Source organism: Rathayibacter sp. VKM Ac-2879 (assembly GCF_015351245.1).
Taxonomy (GTDB): Bacteria; Actinomycetota; Actinomycetes; order Actinomycetales; family Microbacteriaceae; genus Rathayibacter.
Genome location: NZ_JADKSO010000001.1, coordinates 323,367 through 340,350 on the forward strand (window position 1 = coordinate 323,367; position 16,984 = coordinate 340,350).

Here is a 16,984-nt window from a genome sequence, read left to right on the forward strand (position 1 = left end):
CACCGGACAGAGCGCGCGGCCCGAGCCGCCGTGAAGCGTTCCTCCCCGCGCAGAGGGTCGGATCATGGTCGAAACGTGGACGGCCGATCTGGATCACGCCGAGGAGATCGGCGTCGACTGGGGCGACATCGCCCGCGGCGCGGTCGCATTCGTCGTTCGCCGGGGGCCAGCTGCGTGGTGTCGGAGACCGTGGGCCACGGCACTGCTCATCGTCACCGCACTCGTGGCCGCAGTGGCTTTCATCCCCCCGTGGATTCTCTTCCCCAGCGTTGCTCTGGGCCTGCTGGTGTGGCTGATCGCGTCGCCGGCGCGCGCGAGTTCCGAACCTCTGGCAGGACCGGAACCCTTGCGTCTCACGCGATGGTCCTCGGCCAGCTTGTCCGGAATCACAAGAGGTCGGCCGAATCGGTCGCGTCGGCCGAGGCGTTCTCGATCGCTCGGCGGATCGTGGAGGCGCCGACGCTGAGCGTCTCGCTGATCGTCGCCCAGGGCGTCGGCGGAGTCGATACTTGCGTCTGCAGCTGTCCGACGATCGAGACGACGTCCGACATCGACCGGCCGAGGCGATCTGTGTTGTCGCTGAAGGTCTTCACTGCGCCGGCGGAGGAGAGTGCGTCGATCTGCGAGTGCAGATTCTGATCCAGGGTCGAGACGCGGGCGTAGCCGACGATCGCCATCAGCTCGCCGCGCCCTTGAGCTCGACACCGGAGGAAGCCGCAGCGAGCCCGGCTGAGAGCAACGCGGGCGCCTGGTCGTCGGCGATGAGTTGGCGGGAGGTCGCACTGGAACGGTACTGCTCGAAAACGTCGAGATGACCGTTCTGGTTGATTTGATTCAGCCACGAGTTTCGAGCACATGGGCGCGCTCCACCGACCGCAAGAACTCGCGGACCCCAGCCTCAGCCAGTCGACTCGTCAACCGCTGCTCGTAAACGATCAGTTTCGAGCGATTGCGGAAACCTACAACGGGCCGGCCGGCCGGCAGGCAGGCAGGCGCGACAATAAGATGGCACAGCAGTATCATTCGGTCATGATTCCGATTGAGAACCTCCTCGCGTTCGCGATCGCGTCGGTGGTCATCATCGTGATCCCCGGCCCGAGCGTGCTCTTTGTCATCGGCCGCTCGATCGCTCTCGGCCGCCGAGCCGGCGTGCTCAGTGTTATCGGCAATGCGCTCGGCACAGTACCCGCGGTGCTCGCCGTCGCTTTCGGCGTAGGAGCGATCGTCGCTTCCTCGGTAGTGGCTTTCACCGCGATCAAGATCGCGGGCGCGATCTACCTCGTGTACCTCGGCGTGCAAGCTATCCGTCATCGCAACGCACACGTGCAGAGTGCGGAAAGCACCCCGACCTCCGCCCGCAAACTACTCGCGCAGGGATTCATCGTCGGCGTGACCAACCCCAAAACTATCGCGTTCTTTGTCGCCGTGCTCCCGCAATTCGTCGACCCAGCGGCCGGAGCCGTCTGGGCACAACTCCTCCTCCTCGGCATCACCTTCCAGCTCGTGGCGCTTGCGTGCGACAGCGCGTGGGCCCTCGCGGCCGGGACGGCACGACTATGGTTCGCTAAATCGCCGCGCCGAATCTCTACCCTCTCCGGCGCAGGTGGGGTCATGATGATTGGCCTCGGCGGCACACTCGCACTCACGGGCTCCAAGAGCTGAGCCGTCTACGTCGACGTGCTACGAACCGAGCGGCCGAAGCCCTCGGACCGAAACTCCGGCCCGAAACCGAGCGTCCCGTAACCCGGTTTCGATACGACACACGTTTCTGGTCACGCTGAAGCGCGCCCGCGAAGAGCCTCCCGGAATCGATCGTTTTCGGAGCGGGACCAACGAGGGCCGATGCACGGGTCCGATCTGCACGAGTCTGAGGTTGTCCAAGGCGGCGACAACAATTTACGACCAGAGCGATCAACGACGACGGAACACGAGCGACGACGGGCTGGGTTGGCGTGCGCTCTGATACTCACGCCGCGGCTGCCTCCTCGGCGATGCGCTTCGTGAGGTTTTCCAGAGTCCGTGTCTGGAGGAGCCCATGTCCGGGCACCTTGTGGTGCTTGTTGACGAGCTTGCGCAGCTCGATGGCACGTTCGAGGCGCGCGAGCTCAGTAGTGCCGCGCCACGCTTCCGGGCGTTCCGCGAGAGCAGCCACGCTTCCTGCGCGCGAATGCAGGTAGTGCGCCTTGGAATCCTCAAGAGGTCCTTGGATGCTCGTTCCGCAGACGCCGGTGCGGCATCCGATTCGGGATCGGATGTCCGTGTTGGCGAGGAGAGCTTCACCGTGCTTCCTGCCGACGGTGACAGCGAGGCCGGGAAGGTAGATCCCCTCCCAACCGCCGCCGGATTTGGCAGGGTTCCCCTGGTCGTCGAGCTTTTTCGGGGTCCTCTGACGCGAGAGCTTCCCGGCGAAGTCGATGTGTTCGTCCTGCCCAACGCCGACTGAATAGGCGTGGACGTGTCCAAGGGCGTAGGCGACCTGGCCGATATTGCCCGAGCTTCCGAGAGTGACGCGCATGCCGTTCTCGCGAAGACGATCGGCCGCGGCGAAAAGTTTCTTGATCTTCCCTACGCCGTCGTTCTCCCCGTTGAGAGGCGTCATCCGGAAGTCGATTTCGGTGATTCCGGCACGCGCGTACTCCTCGGCGAGCTCCTTGATCACAGGCTCCGGGAGCCGGCTGGAGATCAGAAGCTTCGCGCGGACCGGGCGCTCGCTCTGCAGGCGGGTCTCTTCCGCGAGGGCGACGTTCAGGTTCCCGGAGCGCTCATCGCTGACGAAGAACGCAGGAGGGGTGACGACGGTGGCGAAATCCGGGTGCCCGTCGATGATCCGTGCGACGAGCGTGGAGCGGAGCTTGGGAGAGCTAGCGAGCTCCCCGACGTCCTGGATGTTTCCAGTCCAGCCGGGGAGCTTCCGAGTGGCGCCGATCGCGTCGGGGTAGGCGAGCCGCTCGGTGCGAGGGTCGTAGACCACGCGCAGGCCGGCTTCGCGAGCCGCGTCAGCAGCTGCCTGCTGATGCTTCGCGTAGGTGCTGTGAAGGGTGATGGCTCCCACTCCAGCCGGCGCTGCGCCGAGGAAGTCTTCGACCTTCTGGTGGTCTTGGTGGCTGAGCAGAAACTCAACTGACATCGCACGTCCTCCTCGTTCTCAACTCCCACTACGTGTCACAATAGCCGACAGAGTCAATGACAGAGGAGATGACATCTATGAGCGTGTCACAGAGCGGGGCGCTAGCAGCGAAAGTGTCGACCATCATCGACGGTCTTGGGCTCAGTCAGGCCGAGGTCGGGCAGATCGTCGATGCGTCCGCGCGGTCGATCGCCCGATGGTCCGCGGGCGACGTCGTTCCGCAGCGACTCAATCGGCAGCGGCTCCTTGAGCTCGCATACGTTGCGGAGGCCGTCACTGAGGTGTTGCCGCGGGACCTCGCTAACGTCTGGATGATGTCTCCGAACCGCCTTCTGGACCACAGCAGCCCTGCTGATCGGATCCACGCCGGCGGTTACAAGGACGTCCTGGCGCTGATCGAAGCCCTAGCCGAGGGCGTAGTCGTTTGAGTGGCACCGCGGGTGACGACCTACTCGCGCAGATCGACACACTTCCGCGAACGGCGTGGAGTGGCGAGGTCTACCGCTACACGACAGTGCGCCGTGACCCTCTCTCCGGAGCGGGAGCGCGGCTCAACGGCGGCCGATGGAACCCGCCCGAGATCTTCGCAGCGCTCTACCTCGCCACCCCGGTAGCTGCATGCATGGCGGAACTCGATCGTGCCGCTCAGTCGCAGGGCTTCCCTGCTGAAGCTCTCCTCCGCGCACCCTACAAGCTCCACACCCTGACAGCGACTCAAGTGTCCATCCTTGATCTGACCGACCCACAGACCCTCGAAGCTGTCGGACTCACTCCCGACGACATCAGCAGCGACGAGTGGGAAGCCTGTCAAGCCGTCGGGCACGGCGCCTGGTTCCTGCACTTCGATGGCGTTCTCGCGGAGTCCGCCTCCGGCATCGGCCAGGTCCTCACCCTGTTCGAGTCGAGGCTCGGCGGTGGACAACTCGTCGTGCAGGGCAGTGAAGATCTCACAGTCGGTCGGTACAGAGACCTCCGGATGTAGTTCGCGCGGACTCCCGCCCGATTCCCCCAAGCCCTGGGGGAGTGGTCGCCCCGCCAGCACTGCATCACTGTGCCGTCGCGAGCATCGCAGCGCTGGCCACGATCGTTCTCGCCGGGACATCAGTGCGCATCGCGGGGCGAGCGAACCAGCTCACCGCGCAGGGACACGAGCGGGAACTCCTGGCCCAGACGCGAGCGGACGCGGAGTCTGCACGCCGGCGCCGTATGGAGTTCGTGTCCGAGTTCTACGAGTGGCGGTACCCGACACAGCCTCCGCCGTCGTTCGAAGCATCCAACGTGCTCGCCTTCAACTCCTACGGGAAGCGACGCCTCACCGCGGTCTACAACGCGGCCTCGAGGTACGTCGAGTACGACGCGGCCTCCGTTGTCGTGTGGTGCGAGGCGCGTGATGCTCTCGCGCAAGCAGAGCCGCCCGAAGCTCTGACGAGATCAGACCTCGAGGGCGTGACAACGCGATGGCTGGATTACCCTATTGTAACCGCGGAATCTCTCCGGTCAGAGGCCGACCGGATCGCGATTACCCTCGGCGCCGAGCTCCACGATGAGCAGGGTTCAAGGGACACCGCGACGCTGGAATAGCTGAATCGGCCGTTGGGTGGCGCACACCGCGGATCGTGCAGCTTCGGATGATTGTTGCGTTACAGAGCTGGCCCAGCGTTCTCCGATAGTCGCGATTATGTCAGTTCCTCTCGAGAACGACGGGAACCGACCTCTGCTTGTGGAGCACTTGCTCTGCATTGCAGTCGTTTTGTACGCGGGCTGACCAAAGCTGTGACGTATGCCCCGCAGTCATAGGTCAAGCTCATGCGCGCGAGCGAGAATGTCCGCTGATTGGTAAATACACCGCTTCAGTAGACTGTGCCGCTGCACCAAATGGAGAGGGCAAAACGGAAATATCTTTTGATGTGCCCCTCTCGGATCCGCTCATCATTGAGTTGAATTCTCCATAACGTCCACGCCAGGTTCGCCCATCGAACATTCGGGGCTGGAGTGTCGATACGTACTCCACCTCCGGGCGTCGCTACGTAAGATGTGTCCTCGGCCGACCTCGGTGTCGTCATCCTCTCCGACGCGACGATCGAAGGCGAGGTGAAAATATCCGGATTCTCCCTTCGCGTCCTTGACTGCACTAAAACGACGCTGAGAAATGAGGGCGAGATCAGCCTGAATTTGGACGGTTCAACGGCCTCCGGTCCGGCGCACACCTTGTTTAGGCTTATCTCGGGCCAGCTCGACCTCACCAACGTGAGGGTGGAAACGTACCGAGACACACGATCGTCCGAGAGGCGATGGTCAACAGGTCGGTGGCGAGGGGTGTTGGCGACGCTTCCATTCCTCCGCGAGGATCGCGTAGACCGCGCAGTCGATCCAGGTCTCGCCGCGTCTCTCGCTCGCGAGGAACAGGGCCTCTCGTCGGAGGCCCATCCGTTCCATCGCATGTATGGAGCCGCGGTTGTGAGCTGCGGCGCGACCGACGATGCGGTGGAGGCCGAGTGTTCCGAACGCGACGTCGAGGAGGGCAGAGCCTGCCTCGAGCGAGTAACCCAAACCTGCCGTGTCGGGGTGAAGGAACATGCCGATCTCGCCCTGCTGTCCGTCCGCGGAAAGGATGAGGACGGCATCGCCGACTAGCGCCCTCGACGCTCGAACCTCGATCCCGTAGAAGCGGCGGTGGCCCGGCTCGCGCAGCTCCCCTTCGCCCGCCCGCTCCGCGAGCCACGGCAGGTACTGCCCATCCGCCAGCGGCGAATGCCCGAGGTAGCGGGAGGCGTGCGCGTCGCCTCTGTAGGCCATGACCGCCGGCTCGTCCTCTGCGCTGAGTGGGCGCAGCCGAAGGCGCCGCGTGAGGAGATCGACCCCGGCTTCCATCTGCTCAGGCTAAGGGAAGCGGCAGGCCGGCCACGGAGGCGTAGCCCGGGTGCCGACGGGCGCGGGCACCTCCGCGAACGACTGCCTCAGATAGCCACCGATCACTGAGTGCTGTGGTGCCTTGCTCGCAGGACATCGAGCGCCCATCGGCCGCTCTCGCGGCGACGTCCCACGCGCCGAGTTCGAGCAACTTTCTCTCCCTCTCCACACCGACCGCAACCAGATCGACAGAGGGACGGCAGGCGTGCATGCTCGATGACCGAGGGCCGCGTAGGGGAGGCCGGAGCGCGACGACGAGGAGGGACGACGATGAGTCAGCACGATCACCCAGAGCACCCGGCGCGTGCAGGGCACACCCGGGTGAGCTGGTCGATGGCCGCGCAAGCAACGCTGCACTGCCTGACCGGCTGCGCGATCGGTGAAGTCCTCGGCATGGTCATCGGCACCGCCGCCGGGCTCCGCACTAGCGGCACGATCATCTTGTCGATCGTCCTAGCGTTCGTGTTCGGCTATGCACTGACCATGCGCGGCGTCATCCGTTCCGGTCTGACGATGGGTGCAGCCTTCAAGGTCGCCCTCGCAGCGGACACCGTCTCGATCGCCGTCATGGAGGTCATCGACAACGCCGTCATTGTCGCGATCCCTGGAGCGGTGGACGCTCAGGTGGATGATGGGCTGTTCTGGGGCTCCCTCGCGTTGTCGCTCGCGGTCGCATTCATCGTCACCACCCCGGTAAACCGATGGATGATCGGCAGGGGCCGTGGACATGCAGTCGTTCACACCCACCACTGACCAGTCCCACGAGGTGTGCCCTACTCTCTGCATGTGCATCTAGGTCGGCAGCCACGCGGTCTCGATCCGGAGCACGTCGAGGTGTGTGCGATGCTCGCCGCCACGTTGCGCGCGACGATCATCCGCGTGCCCGGCGCCGCGGAGGACAGCTCCGCGAACGGCGACGCGGCTGATAAGAACCCGGCAAGCCTGTCGCAACACCTCGCGACGCTCCCGCGCGCGCGGACGGTATGCGACCACGAGCAAGACCGCGTCCGCTGCCCTCGTGCTAGGGCGGGGCTCAGGGGGGCGGTTGCGTGAGGGCGGCGCTGAAGAACCGCGGTGTACAGGCGGCGCTGCTCTCCGCAGTGCTCTTCGGTGCTGGCACTCCGTTCGCGAAGCTTCTCCTAGGAGAGGCGAGCCCCTGGATGCTCGCCGGGCTGCTCTACTGCGGATCGGGTCTTGGCCTGACGATACTTCGTCTGATCCGCCGTGCACCTCGCGTGCATCTGGCCAGCGGAGACCTGCTTCCGCTGGCGGGGGCGATCGCAGTCGGCGGTGTTGCCGGCCCGGTCGTGCTGATGCTGGGTTTGGCGACTATGCCAGCGTCGGGGGCGTCGTTGCTGCTCAACGCGGAAGGGCTGTTGACCGCGACGCTTGCGTGGTTCGTCTTCCGGGAGAGCTTCGACCGACGGATCGCGCTGGGGATGGTCGCCATCGTCGCGGGTGCCGTCGTGCTGAGCATCCCCTCGGGAGCGAACCTCGGTTCGCCGTGGCCGTCGTTGACAATCCTCGGTGCGTGCTTGTGCTGGGCATTAGACAACAACCTCACGCGGAAGGTCTCGCTCACTGACGCGAGCTGGATCGCCGCGATCAAGGGCATCGTCGCCGGCCCGGTGAACCTCATCCTCGCGTTCGCACTCGGCGCGACCCTGCCCGCGTGGCCGGTGATCGGCGGCGCGCTGGTCGTCGGGTTCTTCGCCTACGGAATCAGTCTCGCCCTGTTCATCGTCGCCATGCGGCATATCGGCACGGCTCGCGCGGGCGCGTACTACACAATCGCCCCGTTCTTCGGCGCGGTCCTCGCTTTCACGTTCGGCGACCGGATCACGTGGCCTTTCCTGCTCGCCGGGACGCTGATGGCGGTCGGGGTCTGGCTGCACCTGACCGAACGCCACGAGCACGAACACACCCACCAGCACCTGACACACGACCACTGGCACACCCATGACGAGCAGCATCAACACCGTCATGACGAACCCGTTCCCGCCGATACCTGGCATAAGCACGAACACCACCATGAGCGGCTGACTCACACGCACGAGCACTATCCCGATGCACACCACCGCCATCTCCACTGACCGCCTCGGGCCGAGCGGGAGGGCAGAGATCGCTCCGATTGTCGCGGGCGCCACGCGAGGCCCCATCATCGATAGAGCTACCCGCTCGTAGAGATCCGGTGTCTCCTTTACGGCGAAACCCGTCGGATACATTCGTGGCGGTCTTTCTTTTCAGTTCACCACCCCGATCCGCCCTAGCGTGACCGCCCGCTACCGGGCGTCGCCCTCCTTCGGCCGTGCCTCGATGCCGATGTCGACCCAGCGCTCCAACTCGTCGTCGGAGGCGAGCTGTGCTGCCTCGACAGTGAGCCAGCCGCGGCCCATGCTGCGGTTCGGGCCCATCAGCGCCGGGGCGCCTCCCGCCTCGAGCAGCTCGTCGTAGCGCGCCGGATCGACGCGCACCAGGAGGCCGCCGTCGCGACGGGCGGCCACCGCCATCGCGTCGTCGACCATGAACGCGAGGGTGCCGAACATGCGCGTTTCACGGACCTGGTGTGGTCGCGTAGCGAACAAGGCCCGGAGGCGTTCGGCGAGGCCGCTCTGCGCGGCAAGGGTCGGGGTGGTCACGATGTGCCCCTCGGCGCCTCGTTGGCGAGAGAACGTGCAGCCATCGGTATCCCTTCGACTCGAGCTGCCTTCGAGGATACGAACGCGGCCGGCCCCGGGCCAGAGCAGGATCGCTCGACGGCGTCAGGATGCCGGCCGGTGAGGTCGGGTGCGCGGCGATGTCCGCCTCCGATCTGGCCCACGCTCGCGCGTCGTGGTGCAGGGTGACGCTCGCCGTGCGCGACGTCGAAGCAGGGCGCCTGATCGCCGATCGGATCACCGCCGCGACCGGCACCCCGCGGATCGACGTGCGCCCGCTCGTGCTCACCGTCGGTCTCCGGCCGTGGCTGGCGAGGGCCGGAGACGCGCGGATCATCGCCGTATCCTCCTCCGGGCATCTGTTCTCGCCGGTCGTCTTCGACGACGTCAACGTCCGCTTCCGCCCCTACGACCCTCTTCTCGCAGAAGGACGGTCCACGACGGCGGCCATCACTGTTCTGCGTCGCTGCGGCGACCCGGTGGGCGAGCGAGGGGTCTCGGTCAACTCCCTGAACGCGGAGGATGCGGAACGGCTCTGGGACCCGGCGATGCGAGCGACCGGCTGAGGGAGTCGAGGGACGCCGCTCCGAGGTGATCGTGCCGCCCGAAAGCTCCCTGGATGGTGAGCGAGTCCCCTGGCGGTCCTCTCACCGAAAGTTCACCGAAAATGCTTGTTAACGGTAACATTCACGATGCCGCATCCCCGGGTCCCCTCCGTCGCGGCGCCGAAATTCTCAACGACGAGAGGTCCCCATGAGACGACGTATCCCCCTCGCCGCCGCGGCGGTGATGGCGCTGACGGCAGGTCTCCTGTCTGTCGGCCCCACCGCGCAGGCCGCAACCACCACCTCCCTCGATAGCGCGAAGGTCCTCGAGCTTCCGTTCGACGGCTCCCTGGCCGACACCAGCGGCCGCAATACGCCGCTCGGCATGCAGAAGGGCACCGCCTCCTACGGCACGGGCCTGAGCGGCCAGGCCTTCGAGTTCACCGGCTCGAACGCGATCTCGCTGGGCACCTCGGCGGCACTGCAGCCGGCGAACCTCACTGTCTCGTTCTGGTTCAACCCCACCGTCGCGATGACGGGCGAAGAGGTCTTCACCTGGAACAAGACGGCCTACAACTCCGACGGCTGGTACCTCACCTCCGAGGGCGACGGCACTCCGCTCGCGCTCTCGATCGGGCCGGCGGGCGGTCAGCCCTACAAGGTCGCCGTCGACGGCACGCGCTCGAGCTTCTTCCCCACGGGGCAGTGGACGCACGTCGTCGCCACCTACGACAAGAGCACCAAGGCGGTCGCTTTCTACCGCAACGGCGTCAAGCAGCCCAGCTCGATCAAGACCGCTGTCTCGGGTGACGCGACCGGAGTCCTCGGCTCCGAGAGCACCTCGACCAAGACCATCGGCTTCAACGGCCCCCAGTACAACGGCGCGCACCTGCGCGGCCTGATGGACGACTACGCGCTCTACAACGGAGTCGCGACCACGACCGACGTCGTGGCACTGACGAAGGCGCACCTCCCCTCCTTCGACCCGGCCACCGTCGCCAGCGACGACCTCGCCGCCGTCTCGGTGCCCACGAGCACCAGCACCGTCTTCGCGGTGCCCACGAGCGGCGCCAAGGGCTCGACCATCAGCTGGACCTCCTCTGACAGCGCGACCATCTCGATCGCCGCCGACGGAACCGCGACGGTGACTCCGCCGACCGGCTCGGCGAAGAACGTGACCCTCACGGGTTCGGCGACGTACGGCGGCAGCGCCCCGGTCACCAAGGCCTTCGCGGTCCAGGTGCAGCCGACGGGCACGAAGACCTCGACGTATCTCACCGACGCGGGCATGTCGAACGTCGATGTTCAGGACGCCTACCTCGTGAACGGCGAGAACGAGACGGTCCAGTACCTGCTCAGCCTCGACCCCGAGAAGTTCCTCTACTCCTTCTACAAGCAGGCGGGACTCGCCCCGACCACGGACAGCGGCTACGGCGGCTGGGAGCGTGACTCCGGACTCCGTTTCCAGGGTCACTTCTTCGGCCACTACATCTCCGCGGTCTCGCAGGCCTACGCCAACACCACGGACCCGACCACGAAGGCCGCTCTGCTCGCGAAGCTGACCACCTCCGTCAACGGCCTCAAGAAGGTCCAGGACGCCTACGCCGCGAAGGACCCGTCGAACGCGGGCTTCGTCGCTCCGTTCCCGGTGACCGCCCTCCCCTCGGGCGCCGACGGCCTCCTCGTCCCCTTCTACAACCTGCACAAGGTTCTCGCCGGCCTGCTTGACGCGAACGAGTACGGCCCGAGCGACGTCTCGCAGAAGGCTTTGGCCATCGCGGACAGCTTCGGCACCTGGGTCACGAACTGGGCCGGTCGTCAGGCCGACCCGACGCAGATGCTCAACACCGAGTACGGCGGAATGAACGAGGCGCTTTACCGCCTCTTCGACATCACGCACAAGGCGGCGCACAAGCGTGCCGCCGAGTACTTCGACGAGACCGCGCTGTTCCAGAAGCTCGCGAACAACCAGGACATCCTCGACGGACTGCACGCGAACGCCACGATCCCCAAGGTGATCGGTGCGCTCAAGCGCTACACCGTCTTCACGGACGACCCCACGCTCTACGCGATGCTGACCGCGGACGAGAAGGCGAACCTCGACATGTATCGGCGGGCCGCCGAGAACTTCTGGCGCATGGTCGACGAGACGCACACCTACGCGAACGGCGGCAACAGCCAGTCCGAGCACTTCCACGCCCCCGGCACCCTCTACCAGTACGCCACCAACGGAGAGACCTCCGGCTACGGAGAGAACTCCACCTCTGAGGGCTGCAACATCTACAACATGCTCAAGCTCACGCGGGCACTGTTCAAGGTGAGCCAGGACGTCAAGTACGCGGACTTCTACGAAGGCGCCTTCACCAACGGAGTCGTCGCCTCGCAGAACCCCGACACCGGCATGGTGACGTACTTCCAGCCGCAGACCGCGGGCTACTCGAAGGTCTTCGGAACGCCTCTTGACGAGTTCTGGTGCGACCACGGATCGGGAATCGAAAGCTTCACCAAGCTCGGCGACTCGATCTACTTCGAGGGTGACAAGACGGTCTACGTGAACCAGTTCCGCGCCTCGGTGCTGCGCTCGGCCGCGTGGAACCTCAAGCTCACGCAGTCGGGGAGCATCCCCGAGGGCGACACCGCGACCTTCAAGGTCGAGGCGCTCGGCTCCGGAGCAGTGGCGAGCGGCACCACCGTCCGCCTGCGCATCCCGTCGTGGGTCGACGGCACGCCGACCCTGACCGTCAACGGCGCTGCTCGTGACATCTCCACGCTGACCCAGGGCGGCTACGTCGTCGTCCCGGTCGCCGCGGGTGACACCCTCGCCTGGAAGGTCCCGGCGAAGGTCGTGGCCGTCGCCGACACCGAGAACCCCAACTGGACCGCCTTCCGCTACGGCCCCGTGCTGCTGGCGACCGAGCTCAACCGCACGAACGTCAACGCGTCCTACACCGCCGGCGTGCTCGTGCAGATGAGCGTCGCCGACAAGTCGGTCAACAACGACGTCGTCGTCAGCGACACGTCCGCGTGGAAGAACAACATCGTCCAGAACCTGGTCCGCCTGCCCGATGGGGCCGACGGCAACGGACGCACGACGATGCGGTTCGGCATGAAGAACGCCGACGCGGCCTCGCAGGCTCGCGTGTTCCGCCCGTACTACAGCCTGTACAACGCCCGATACGCGACGTACATGACCCTCATCCAGCCCGACTCTCCGGAGGCGCAGGCGCTGATCCGCACCCAGAAGGACCAGCTCCGCATCAAGGAGACGACGATCGACTCCCTGACGTCGTTCGACGACAACAACAGCGAGGCCGACAAGAACTACAAGTTCTCGAAGTCGAGCGTCGGCACGTGGCAGGGCCAGCCCTACCGCGATGCACAGCAGGCGTCGGACGCGTTCTTCCAGTACGACATGATCGTGAACCCGACGCTGCCGAAGAACTTCCTCGGCGTGCGGTACTACGGCGGTGACGCGGGTCGCAACTTCGACATCTACCTCAACGATGTGAAGCTCAAGACCCAGACCATCTCAGGGGCTGGCGGAGCCAACCAGTGGTACGTGCAGTACGACCAGATCCCGCAGACGGTCCTCGACCAGATCGCGGCGAAGGACAGCTACAAGCGCGACCAGAGCGGCAACTACGTGCTCGACGCGAAGGGGAACAAGGTGCCCAAGGTCACCGTGCGCTTCCAGAGCAACGGCACGAGCTTCGTCGGAGGCGTCTACGGGGTCTACACGACCGCCTCGGACACCTACGGGACGAACGCCGAGCTGACCAAGCTCGCCTCCAACGTGGGAACGCTCTCGCCGGCGCTCACCACCGGTGTCCGCAACTACACGCTGACCGTGCCGGCCTCGACGACGAGCGTCTCGCTCGACCTCGACCCGGCTGTGGGCAGCGGACTGGTGACGGTCGACGGCATCCTCATCGACGACACGGTTGCCCGCACGGTGAACCTCGCCGCCTCGGGGAACACCTCGGTCTCGATCGTGTCCTCGGCACAGGACCACACGACGACGGCGACCTACGCCCTCACCATCGTGAAGGCCTCGACGGCGACGATGCCGATGACCGTGACGACCTCGAGCCGCTGCATCGGCGGCAACGTGGTCCTGACGGTGACGGCGAAGAACGGCGCAACGGTCCCCGCGAACATGTCGGTCACGACGTCGTACGGAACCAAGTCGTTCACCAACGTGGCTCCGGGCTCCAGCGCCTCGGCTGCGTACACCGTCCGCGCGACCTCCATCGCCGCGGGCAGCGCCAGCGTCTCGTCCACGGGCACCGTGAACGGCGCGTCGGTGAAGAGCACGCAGACCGCGACGTACACCGCTCGCACCTGCTGACGCACCACCCCCGGTGATCCCCTCCGCGGGACCTCCTCCGACCGCCTCCCGGCGCGTCGCGGGAATCCTGCGGAGGGGCTCACCTCGTCACCCGCCGATCCGAGCGATCGGGTGACACACTGACGGCGGCCGTCGGAGGACATCCTCTGGCGGCCGCCGTCGTCCTGATACGCCCCCTCCCCGTGAAGGAGTCGCCGATGTCGGTGTCCACCGCCTCGCCGCCGACGAGGTCGCGCTCGACCCTGATTCCGCGCCTTCTCATCGGCGTCGGCTTGCTGGTCGCCTTCCTCGTCCTCCGCAGTATCGACCCGCCCGAGCTCGCCCTCTCCGACACCGTCCGCGACTTCGCGACGCTCTCGATCAGTGTGGTGATCGAGTCGCTACCGTTCGTCTTCCTCGGCATCCTGCTCTCGGTGGCGGTGCAGCTCTGGGTGCCCGAGCGCGTGCTCCTGAGGGTCCTCCCGCGTCGTGCGCTGCCGCGCCGGCTGGCGATCTCCCTGCTCGGCGTGCTCCTCCCGGTCTGCGAGTGCGGCAACGTTCCTCTGGCTCGCGGCCTCGTGGCGAAGGGTCTCAGCGTGTCGGAGTCGGTGACGTTCCTCCTCGCCGCGCCGATCCTCAACCCGATCACGATCGTCACCACCTACCAGGCGTTCGGCTGGAACGACGGGATTCTCGTCTCGCGCGTGATCGGAGGGTTCGTGATCGCCAACCTCGCCGGCTGGCTCGTGAGCCTTCACCCGCGCCAGGCTGAGCTGCTCACGGCGGGCTTCCGCGCCGTCTGCGAGCGCGGCGACTCCGCGAGCGGCTCCGTCTCGTCGCGCGCCCGGCGCAGCCTCACGACCCTCTCGGGCGAGACCAGCGCGATGCTCCCGGCGCTCTTCGTGGGAGCCGGCATCGCCGGTTTCATCCAGGTCGCCGTCTCACGGGATCTCCTGACCACGCTGGGCGCTGACCCGCTGTGGTCGGTGCTCGCGCTGATGACACTCGCCTTCGTCGTCTCGATCTGCTCGAACGTCGATGCGTTCTTCGTGCTCTCGTTCGGCGGCACCTTCCTCCCGGGCGCGATCGTGGCGTTCCTCGTCTTCGGCCCGATGATCGACGTCAAGATGTTGGCGCTGCTGCGCACGACCTTCACGAGCGCCACGCTGGTACGCCTCACGGCGATCGTCGCGCTCTCGGCCGCCGCGCTGGGCCTGGCGGTGAACCTTGTCGGCTGAGCGGAGGAGGAGCAGCGCAGGAGCACGGCTCGCGTCCCGCTGGCAGGGGCCTGTCCTCAGCTTGATCGCGCTCGCCGCGACGCTCTGGCTCGCTGCGACCGGCCGCCTCGGCTTGTACATCCACCCGCGGTACTTCGTCTTCACCACCGTCCTCGCGGTGATCTCCGTGGTGCTGGTGGTGGCGGCAACGGCCTTCCTGGGCGCCTCCGACGAGCACGACGAACACGGACACGATGACGACGACGGACACGGTCACGAGGAGGACGGCCCCGCCACTTCGCTCCGTGCCCGCCTCTTACGCTGCCGCCCCGCACTCGTCACCGCGACCGCCGTGCTGATCGTGGCGACCGCGACGGTCGGCCTGCTCGTGCTGCCTCCCTCGACCCTCACCACGGCGACCGCGAACACCCGCCAGGTGAACACCGGTGCGCTGACGGCGGCGGTGCCGACGGGAGACACCGCGAACTACTCGGTCAAGGACTGGGCGGCGCTACTCGCCCAGGGGGAGACCGAGCAGTTCTTCGCCGGCCGTTCCGCCACCATCAGCGGGTTCGTCAGCCCCGATCCCGACGACCCGACGAACGTCTTCTACGTGACGCGATTCGTGGTCACCTGTTGCGCCGTCGACGCGCAACCCGTCGGCGTCCCCATCTACCAGCCGGGCTGGGAGCAGAAGTACGCGATCGACTCGTGGCTCGAGGTGACCGGCGGCTTCGGCTCGAACCCGAGCATCACCAGCGCCCAGTCGATCGTCCTCGACCCGGTCACGGAGACGCCGATCGCCGAGCCCTCGATGCCCTATGTCTACTGACGTCCGCCCGTCGGCCACGCGAGCGTCGGTCCCGTCCGACCCGCCCGCCGACCGCGCGCTACGGCGCTACCGCGTGGTGCTGGCGTCGACCCTCGCCGCGCTGGTCCTGCTCGTCGGGGGTCTGACCGCCGCGACGGCTCTCCAGGGCCCGCGCGTCACCGGCGTGCAGGTGAGCACGGTGGGAGTCGTGGAGCGCGATGGCGCGCGGCTGCGTCTGCGCCTCGATCGCGCGGTCGACCCCTCCGTCATCGATCGCGTCTCGGTGTCGCCGTCGGTGCCGACGACGGTGACGGTCGCGGGTTCCGAGATCACCGTCGCCTTCAACGCGCTCCTGCGCTACGGCACCGACTACACGGTCTCGGTGACCGGAGTCTCGGCGCCGGGCGGCCCCGCCTCCGACGTCTCGACTCGCTTCACGACGTCCTCCATCGACGTCCTCTCCCTCGAGCGGGGGAGCAACGGCTCGTCCGACCGCATCACCAGTCGGCCGCTCGCCGGTGGTGACTCGCGCACCGAGTTCGAGGCCGGTCGCATCGTCGCCTACGCGACGACCCTTCCCACTCTGGCGGTCGTGACCGAGGACTCCGGCGGTCGGCAGACGCTGCAGACGGTCGACCGTGCGAGCGGTGTCGTGACTCCCGTCGCCCTGCCCGAGGGGGCGACGGTGTCGGAGTTGCGAGGCTCGACCTCGGCACCTCGCGTCGGCTTCACGTTCAGCACGCCCGACGCTCCGGACCGTCACACGCTCGACACGCTCGACATCTCGGGAGCGGGCGCGACCCCCGTCAGCGCGAACGGGCCCGACGGTCAGGCCCTCTCGGTCGCCTCCTGGGCCTTCGAGCCCGGCTCGACCTCGGTCGCCGCGCTCACGGACGCGGGCGAGCTCTATCGCGTCGATGCGGGGGCGACCGCGCCGACCTCGCTCGGCGAGCACGAGAAGCTCCGCGGGTTCGTTCCCGGAACCTCCGACCTGGTGGTGGCCGATGCCGAGGCGGGCTCCGTCGTGGATCTGCGCACGGGCGAAGAGGCGTCTCTCGAGGTCCCTCCGGACGTGGCCGCCAGCGGCTCGTCGACGCCCGCCGTGCTGCTCGACGGATCCTCCTACCTGCGCACGGTGAGCGAGCGCTCGGGCGCCTTCGGCACGACCGAGGGGATCGTGCTGTTCGACGGCTACGCCGACCGTCTGCTCTACCAGCCGTCCGCCGGATCCTCGATCGCCTCGACCTGCATCTCGCCGAACGGGCAATACCTGGCGGTGCATCTGCGGGACTCCGGAGCCGACTCGACCGACCTCGTCGACTCCCGGAGCGGGGCGGTCGCGGCTCGACTCCCGGGCACCTCGCTCGACTGGTGCTGAGCGGCCACTATC

15 protein-coding genes are annotated in these 16,984 nt (G+C 66.8%); 11 read left to right on the top strand and 4 right to left on the bottom strand.

Annotated features, from left to right (window positions below):
* Positions 1–386 precede the first annotated feature (386 nt).
* Positions 387–677: a hypothetical protein gene (locus ITJ45_RS01550; protein ID WP_194607091.1), complete on the bottom strand. Its 291-nt coding sequence runs from the start codon at positions 675–677 to the stop codon at positions 387–389.
* Between the two features lie 352 nt (positions 678–1,029).
* On the opposite strand from ITJ45_RS01550, the gene ITJ45_RS01555 reads away from it, so the two are divergent.
* On the top strand, positions 1,030–1,662 hold the full coding sequence (locus tag ITJ45_RS01555; RefSeq protein WP_194607696.1) for a LysE family translocator: 633 nt from the start codon (positions 1,030–1,032) through the stop codon (positions 1,660–1,662).
* A gap of 304 nt (positions 1,663–1,966) precedes the next feature.
* Here ITJ45_RS01555 and ITJ45_RS01560 read toward each other — a convergent pair whose 3' ends face one another.
* Positions 1,967–3,127, bottom strand: a complete 1,161-nt coding sequence (locus ITJ45_RS01560; RefSeq protein WP_194607092.1) for a hypothetical protein — start codon at positions 3,125–3,127, stop codon at positions 1,967–1,969.
* A gap of 113 nt (positions 3,128–3,240) precedes the next feature.
* Here ITJ45_RS01560 and ITJ45_RS01565 point away from each other — a divergent pair, with 113 nt between their 5' ends.
* The 3 genes from ITJ45_RS01565 to ITJ45_RS01575 all read left to right on the top strand — a co-directional run bounded on the left by ITJ45_RS01565 (position 3,241) and on the right by ITJ45_RS01575 (position 4,708).
* Entirely contained in the window at positions 3,241–3,555 is a 315-nt protein-coding gene (locus ITJ45_RS01565) for an antitoxin Xre/MbcA/ParS toxin-binding domain-containing protein (protein WP_323742808.1), read from the top strand.
* A complete protein-coding gene (locus ITJ45_RS01570) occupies positions 3,552–4,109 on the top strand; it encodes an RES family NAD+ phosphorylase (protein WP_194607094.1) in 558 nt (185 codons plus the stop codon). The genes ITJ45_RS01565 and ITJ45_RS01570 overlap by 4 nt, the downstream gene beginning before the upstream one ends.
* A gap of 233 nt (positions 4,110–4,342) precedes the next feature.
* Positions 4,343–4,708 (top strand): hypothetical protein, encoded by a 366-nt coding sequence (locus ITJ45_RS01575; protein ID WP_194607095.1) that lies wholly within the window; start codon positions 4,343–4,345, stop codon positions 4,706–4,708.
* A 714-nt stretch (positions 4,709–5,422) separates the two neighbouring features.
* On the opposite strand, the gene ITJ45_RS01580 is transcribed toward ITJ45_RS01575, so the two are convergent.
* The gene (locus ITJ45_RS01580; RefSeq protein WP_194607096.1) at positions 5,423–5,998 is read right to left on the bottom strand and encodes a GNAT family N-acetyltransferase; all 576 of its coding nucleotides are present in this window, start codon (positions 5,996–5,998) and stop codon (positions 5,423–5,425) included.
* A 309-nt stretch (positions 5,999–6,307) separates the two neighbouring features.
* Here ITJ45_RS01580 and ITJ45_RS01585 point away from each other — a divergent pair, with 309 nt between their 5' ends.
* Both ITJ45_RS01585 and ITJ45_RS01590 read left to right on the top strand, forming a co-directional pair.
* Positions 6,308–6,790 carry a DUF4396 domain-containing protein gene (locus ITJ45_RS01585; RefSeq protein ID WP_194607097.1) on the top strand — a complete coding sequence of 161 codons (483 nt, stop codon included), beginning with the start codon at positions 6,308–6,310 and terminating at the stop codon, positions 6,788–6,790.
* Positions 6,791–7,086: 296 nt separating this feature from the next.
* On the top strand, positions 7,087–8,130 hold the full coding sequence (locus tag ITJ45_RS01590) for a DMT family transporter (RefSeq protein ID WP_194607098.1): 1,044 nt from the start codon (positions 7,087–7,089) through the stop codon (positions 8,128–8,130).
* 189 nt (positions 8,131–8,319) lie between these two features.
* Here ITJ45_RS01590 and ITJ45_RS01595 read toward each other — a convergent pair whose 3' ends face one another.
* Positions 8,320–8,676, bottom strand: coding sequence for a TfoX/Sxy family protein (locus tag ITJ45_RS01595; RefSeq protein ID WP_323742809.1), 357 nt, complete (start codon positions 8,674–8,676; stop codon positions 8,320–8,322).
* A 158-nt stretch (positions 8,677–8,834) separates the two neighbouring features.
* On the opposite strand from ITJ45_RS01595, the gene ITJ45_RS01600 reads away from it, so the two are divergent.
* The 5 genes from ITJ45_RS01600 (at position 8,835) to ITJ45_RS01620 (ending at position 16,972) form a co-directional block, all read left to right on the top strand.
* Positions 8,835–9,260, top strand: a complete 426-nt coding sequence (locus tag ITJ45_RS01600) for a hypothetical protein (protein ID WP_194607099.1) — start codon at positions 8,835–8,837, stop codon at positions 9,258–9,260.
* A gap of 187 nt (positions 9,261–9,447) precedes the next feature.
* The gene (locus ITJ45_RS01605; RefSeq protein WP_194607100.1) at positions 9,448–13,587 is read left to right on the top strand and encodes a beta-L-arabinofuranosidase domain-containing protein; all 4,140 of its coding nucleotides are present in this window, start codon (positions 9,448–9,450) and stop codon (positions 13,585–13,587) included.
* 197 nt (positions 13,588–13,784) lie between these two features.
* Entirely contained in the window at positions 13,785–14,804 is a 1,020-nt protein-coding gene (locus ITJ45_RS01610) for a permease (RefSeq protein ID WP_194607101.1), read from the top strand.
* Positions 14,805–14,865: 61 nt separating this feature from the next.
* Positions 14,866–15,615, top strand: coding sequence for a TIGR03943 family putative permease subunit (locus tag ITJ45_RS01615; RefSeq protein WP_194607102.1), 750 nt, complete (start codon positions 14,866–14,868; stop codon positions 15,613–15,615).
* Positions 15,605–16,972 (top strand): Ig-like domain-containing protein, encoded by a 1,368-nt coding sequence (locus tag ITJ45_RS01620; protein WP_194607103.1) that lies wholly within the window; start codon positions 15,605–15,607, stop codon positions 16,970–16,972. The genes ITJ45_RS01615 and ITJ45_RS01620 overlap by 11 nt, the downstream gene beginning before the upstream one ends.
* Positions 16,973–16,984 lie beyond the last annotated feature (12 nt).

Excerpts from the sequence above, each read along its gene's own strand:
- ITJ45_RS01550 (WP_194607091.1), bottom strand. The coding sequence starts at position 677 with ATGGCGATCGTCGGCTACGCCCGCGTCTCGACCCTGGATCAGAATCTG.
- ITJ45_RS01555 (WP_194607696.1), top strand. The coding sequence starts at position 1,030 with ATGATTCCGATTGAGAACCTCCTCGCGTTCGCGATCGCGTCGGTGGTC.
- ITJ45_RS01560 (WP_194607092.1), bottom strand. The coding sequence starts at position 3,127 with ATGTCAGTTGAGTTTCTGCTCAGCCACCAAGACCACCAGAAGGTCGAA.
- ITJ45_RS01580 (WP_194607096.1), bottom strand. The coding sequence starts at position 5,998 with ATGGAAGCCGGGGTCGATCTCCTCACGCGGCGCCTTCGGCTGCGCCCA.
- ITJ45_RS01585 (WP_194607097.1), top strand. The coding sequence starts at position 6,308 with ATGAGTCAGCACGATCACCCAGAGCACCCGGCGCGTGCAGGGCACACC.
- ITJ45_RS01600 (WP_194607099.1), top strand. The coding sequence starts at position 8,835 with ATGTCCGCCTCCGATCTGGCCCACGCTCGCGCGTCGTGGTGCAGGGTG.
- ITJ45_RS01605 (WP_194607100.1), top strand. The coding sequence starts at position 9,448 with ATGAGACGACGTATCCCCCTCGCCGCCGCGGCGGTGATGGCGCTGACG.
- ITJ45_RS01610 (WP_194607101.1), top strand. The coding sequence starts at position 13,785 with ATGTCGGTGTCCACCGCCTCGCCGCCGACGAGGTCGCGCTCGACCCTG.
- ITJ45_RS01620 (WP_194607103.1), top strand. The coding sequence starts at position 15,605 with ATGTCTACTGACGTCCGCCCGTCGGCCACGCGAGCGTCGGTCCCGTCC.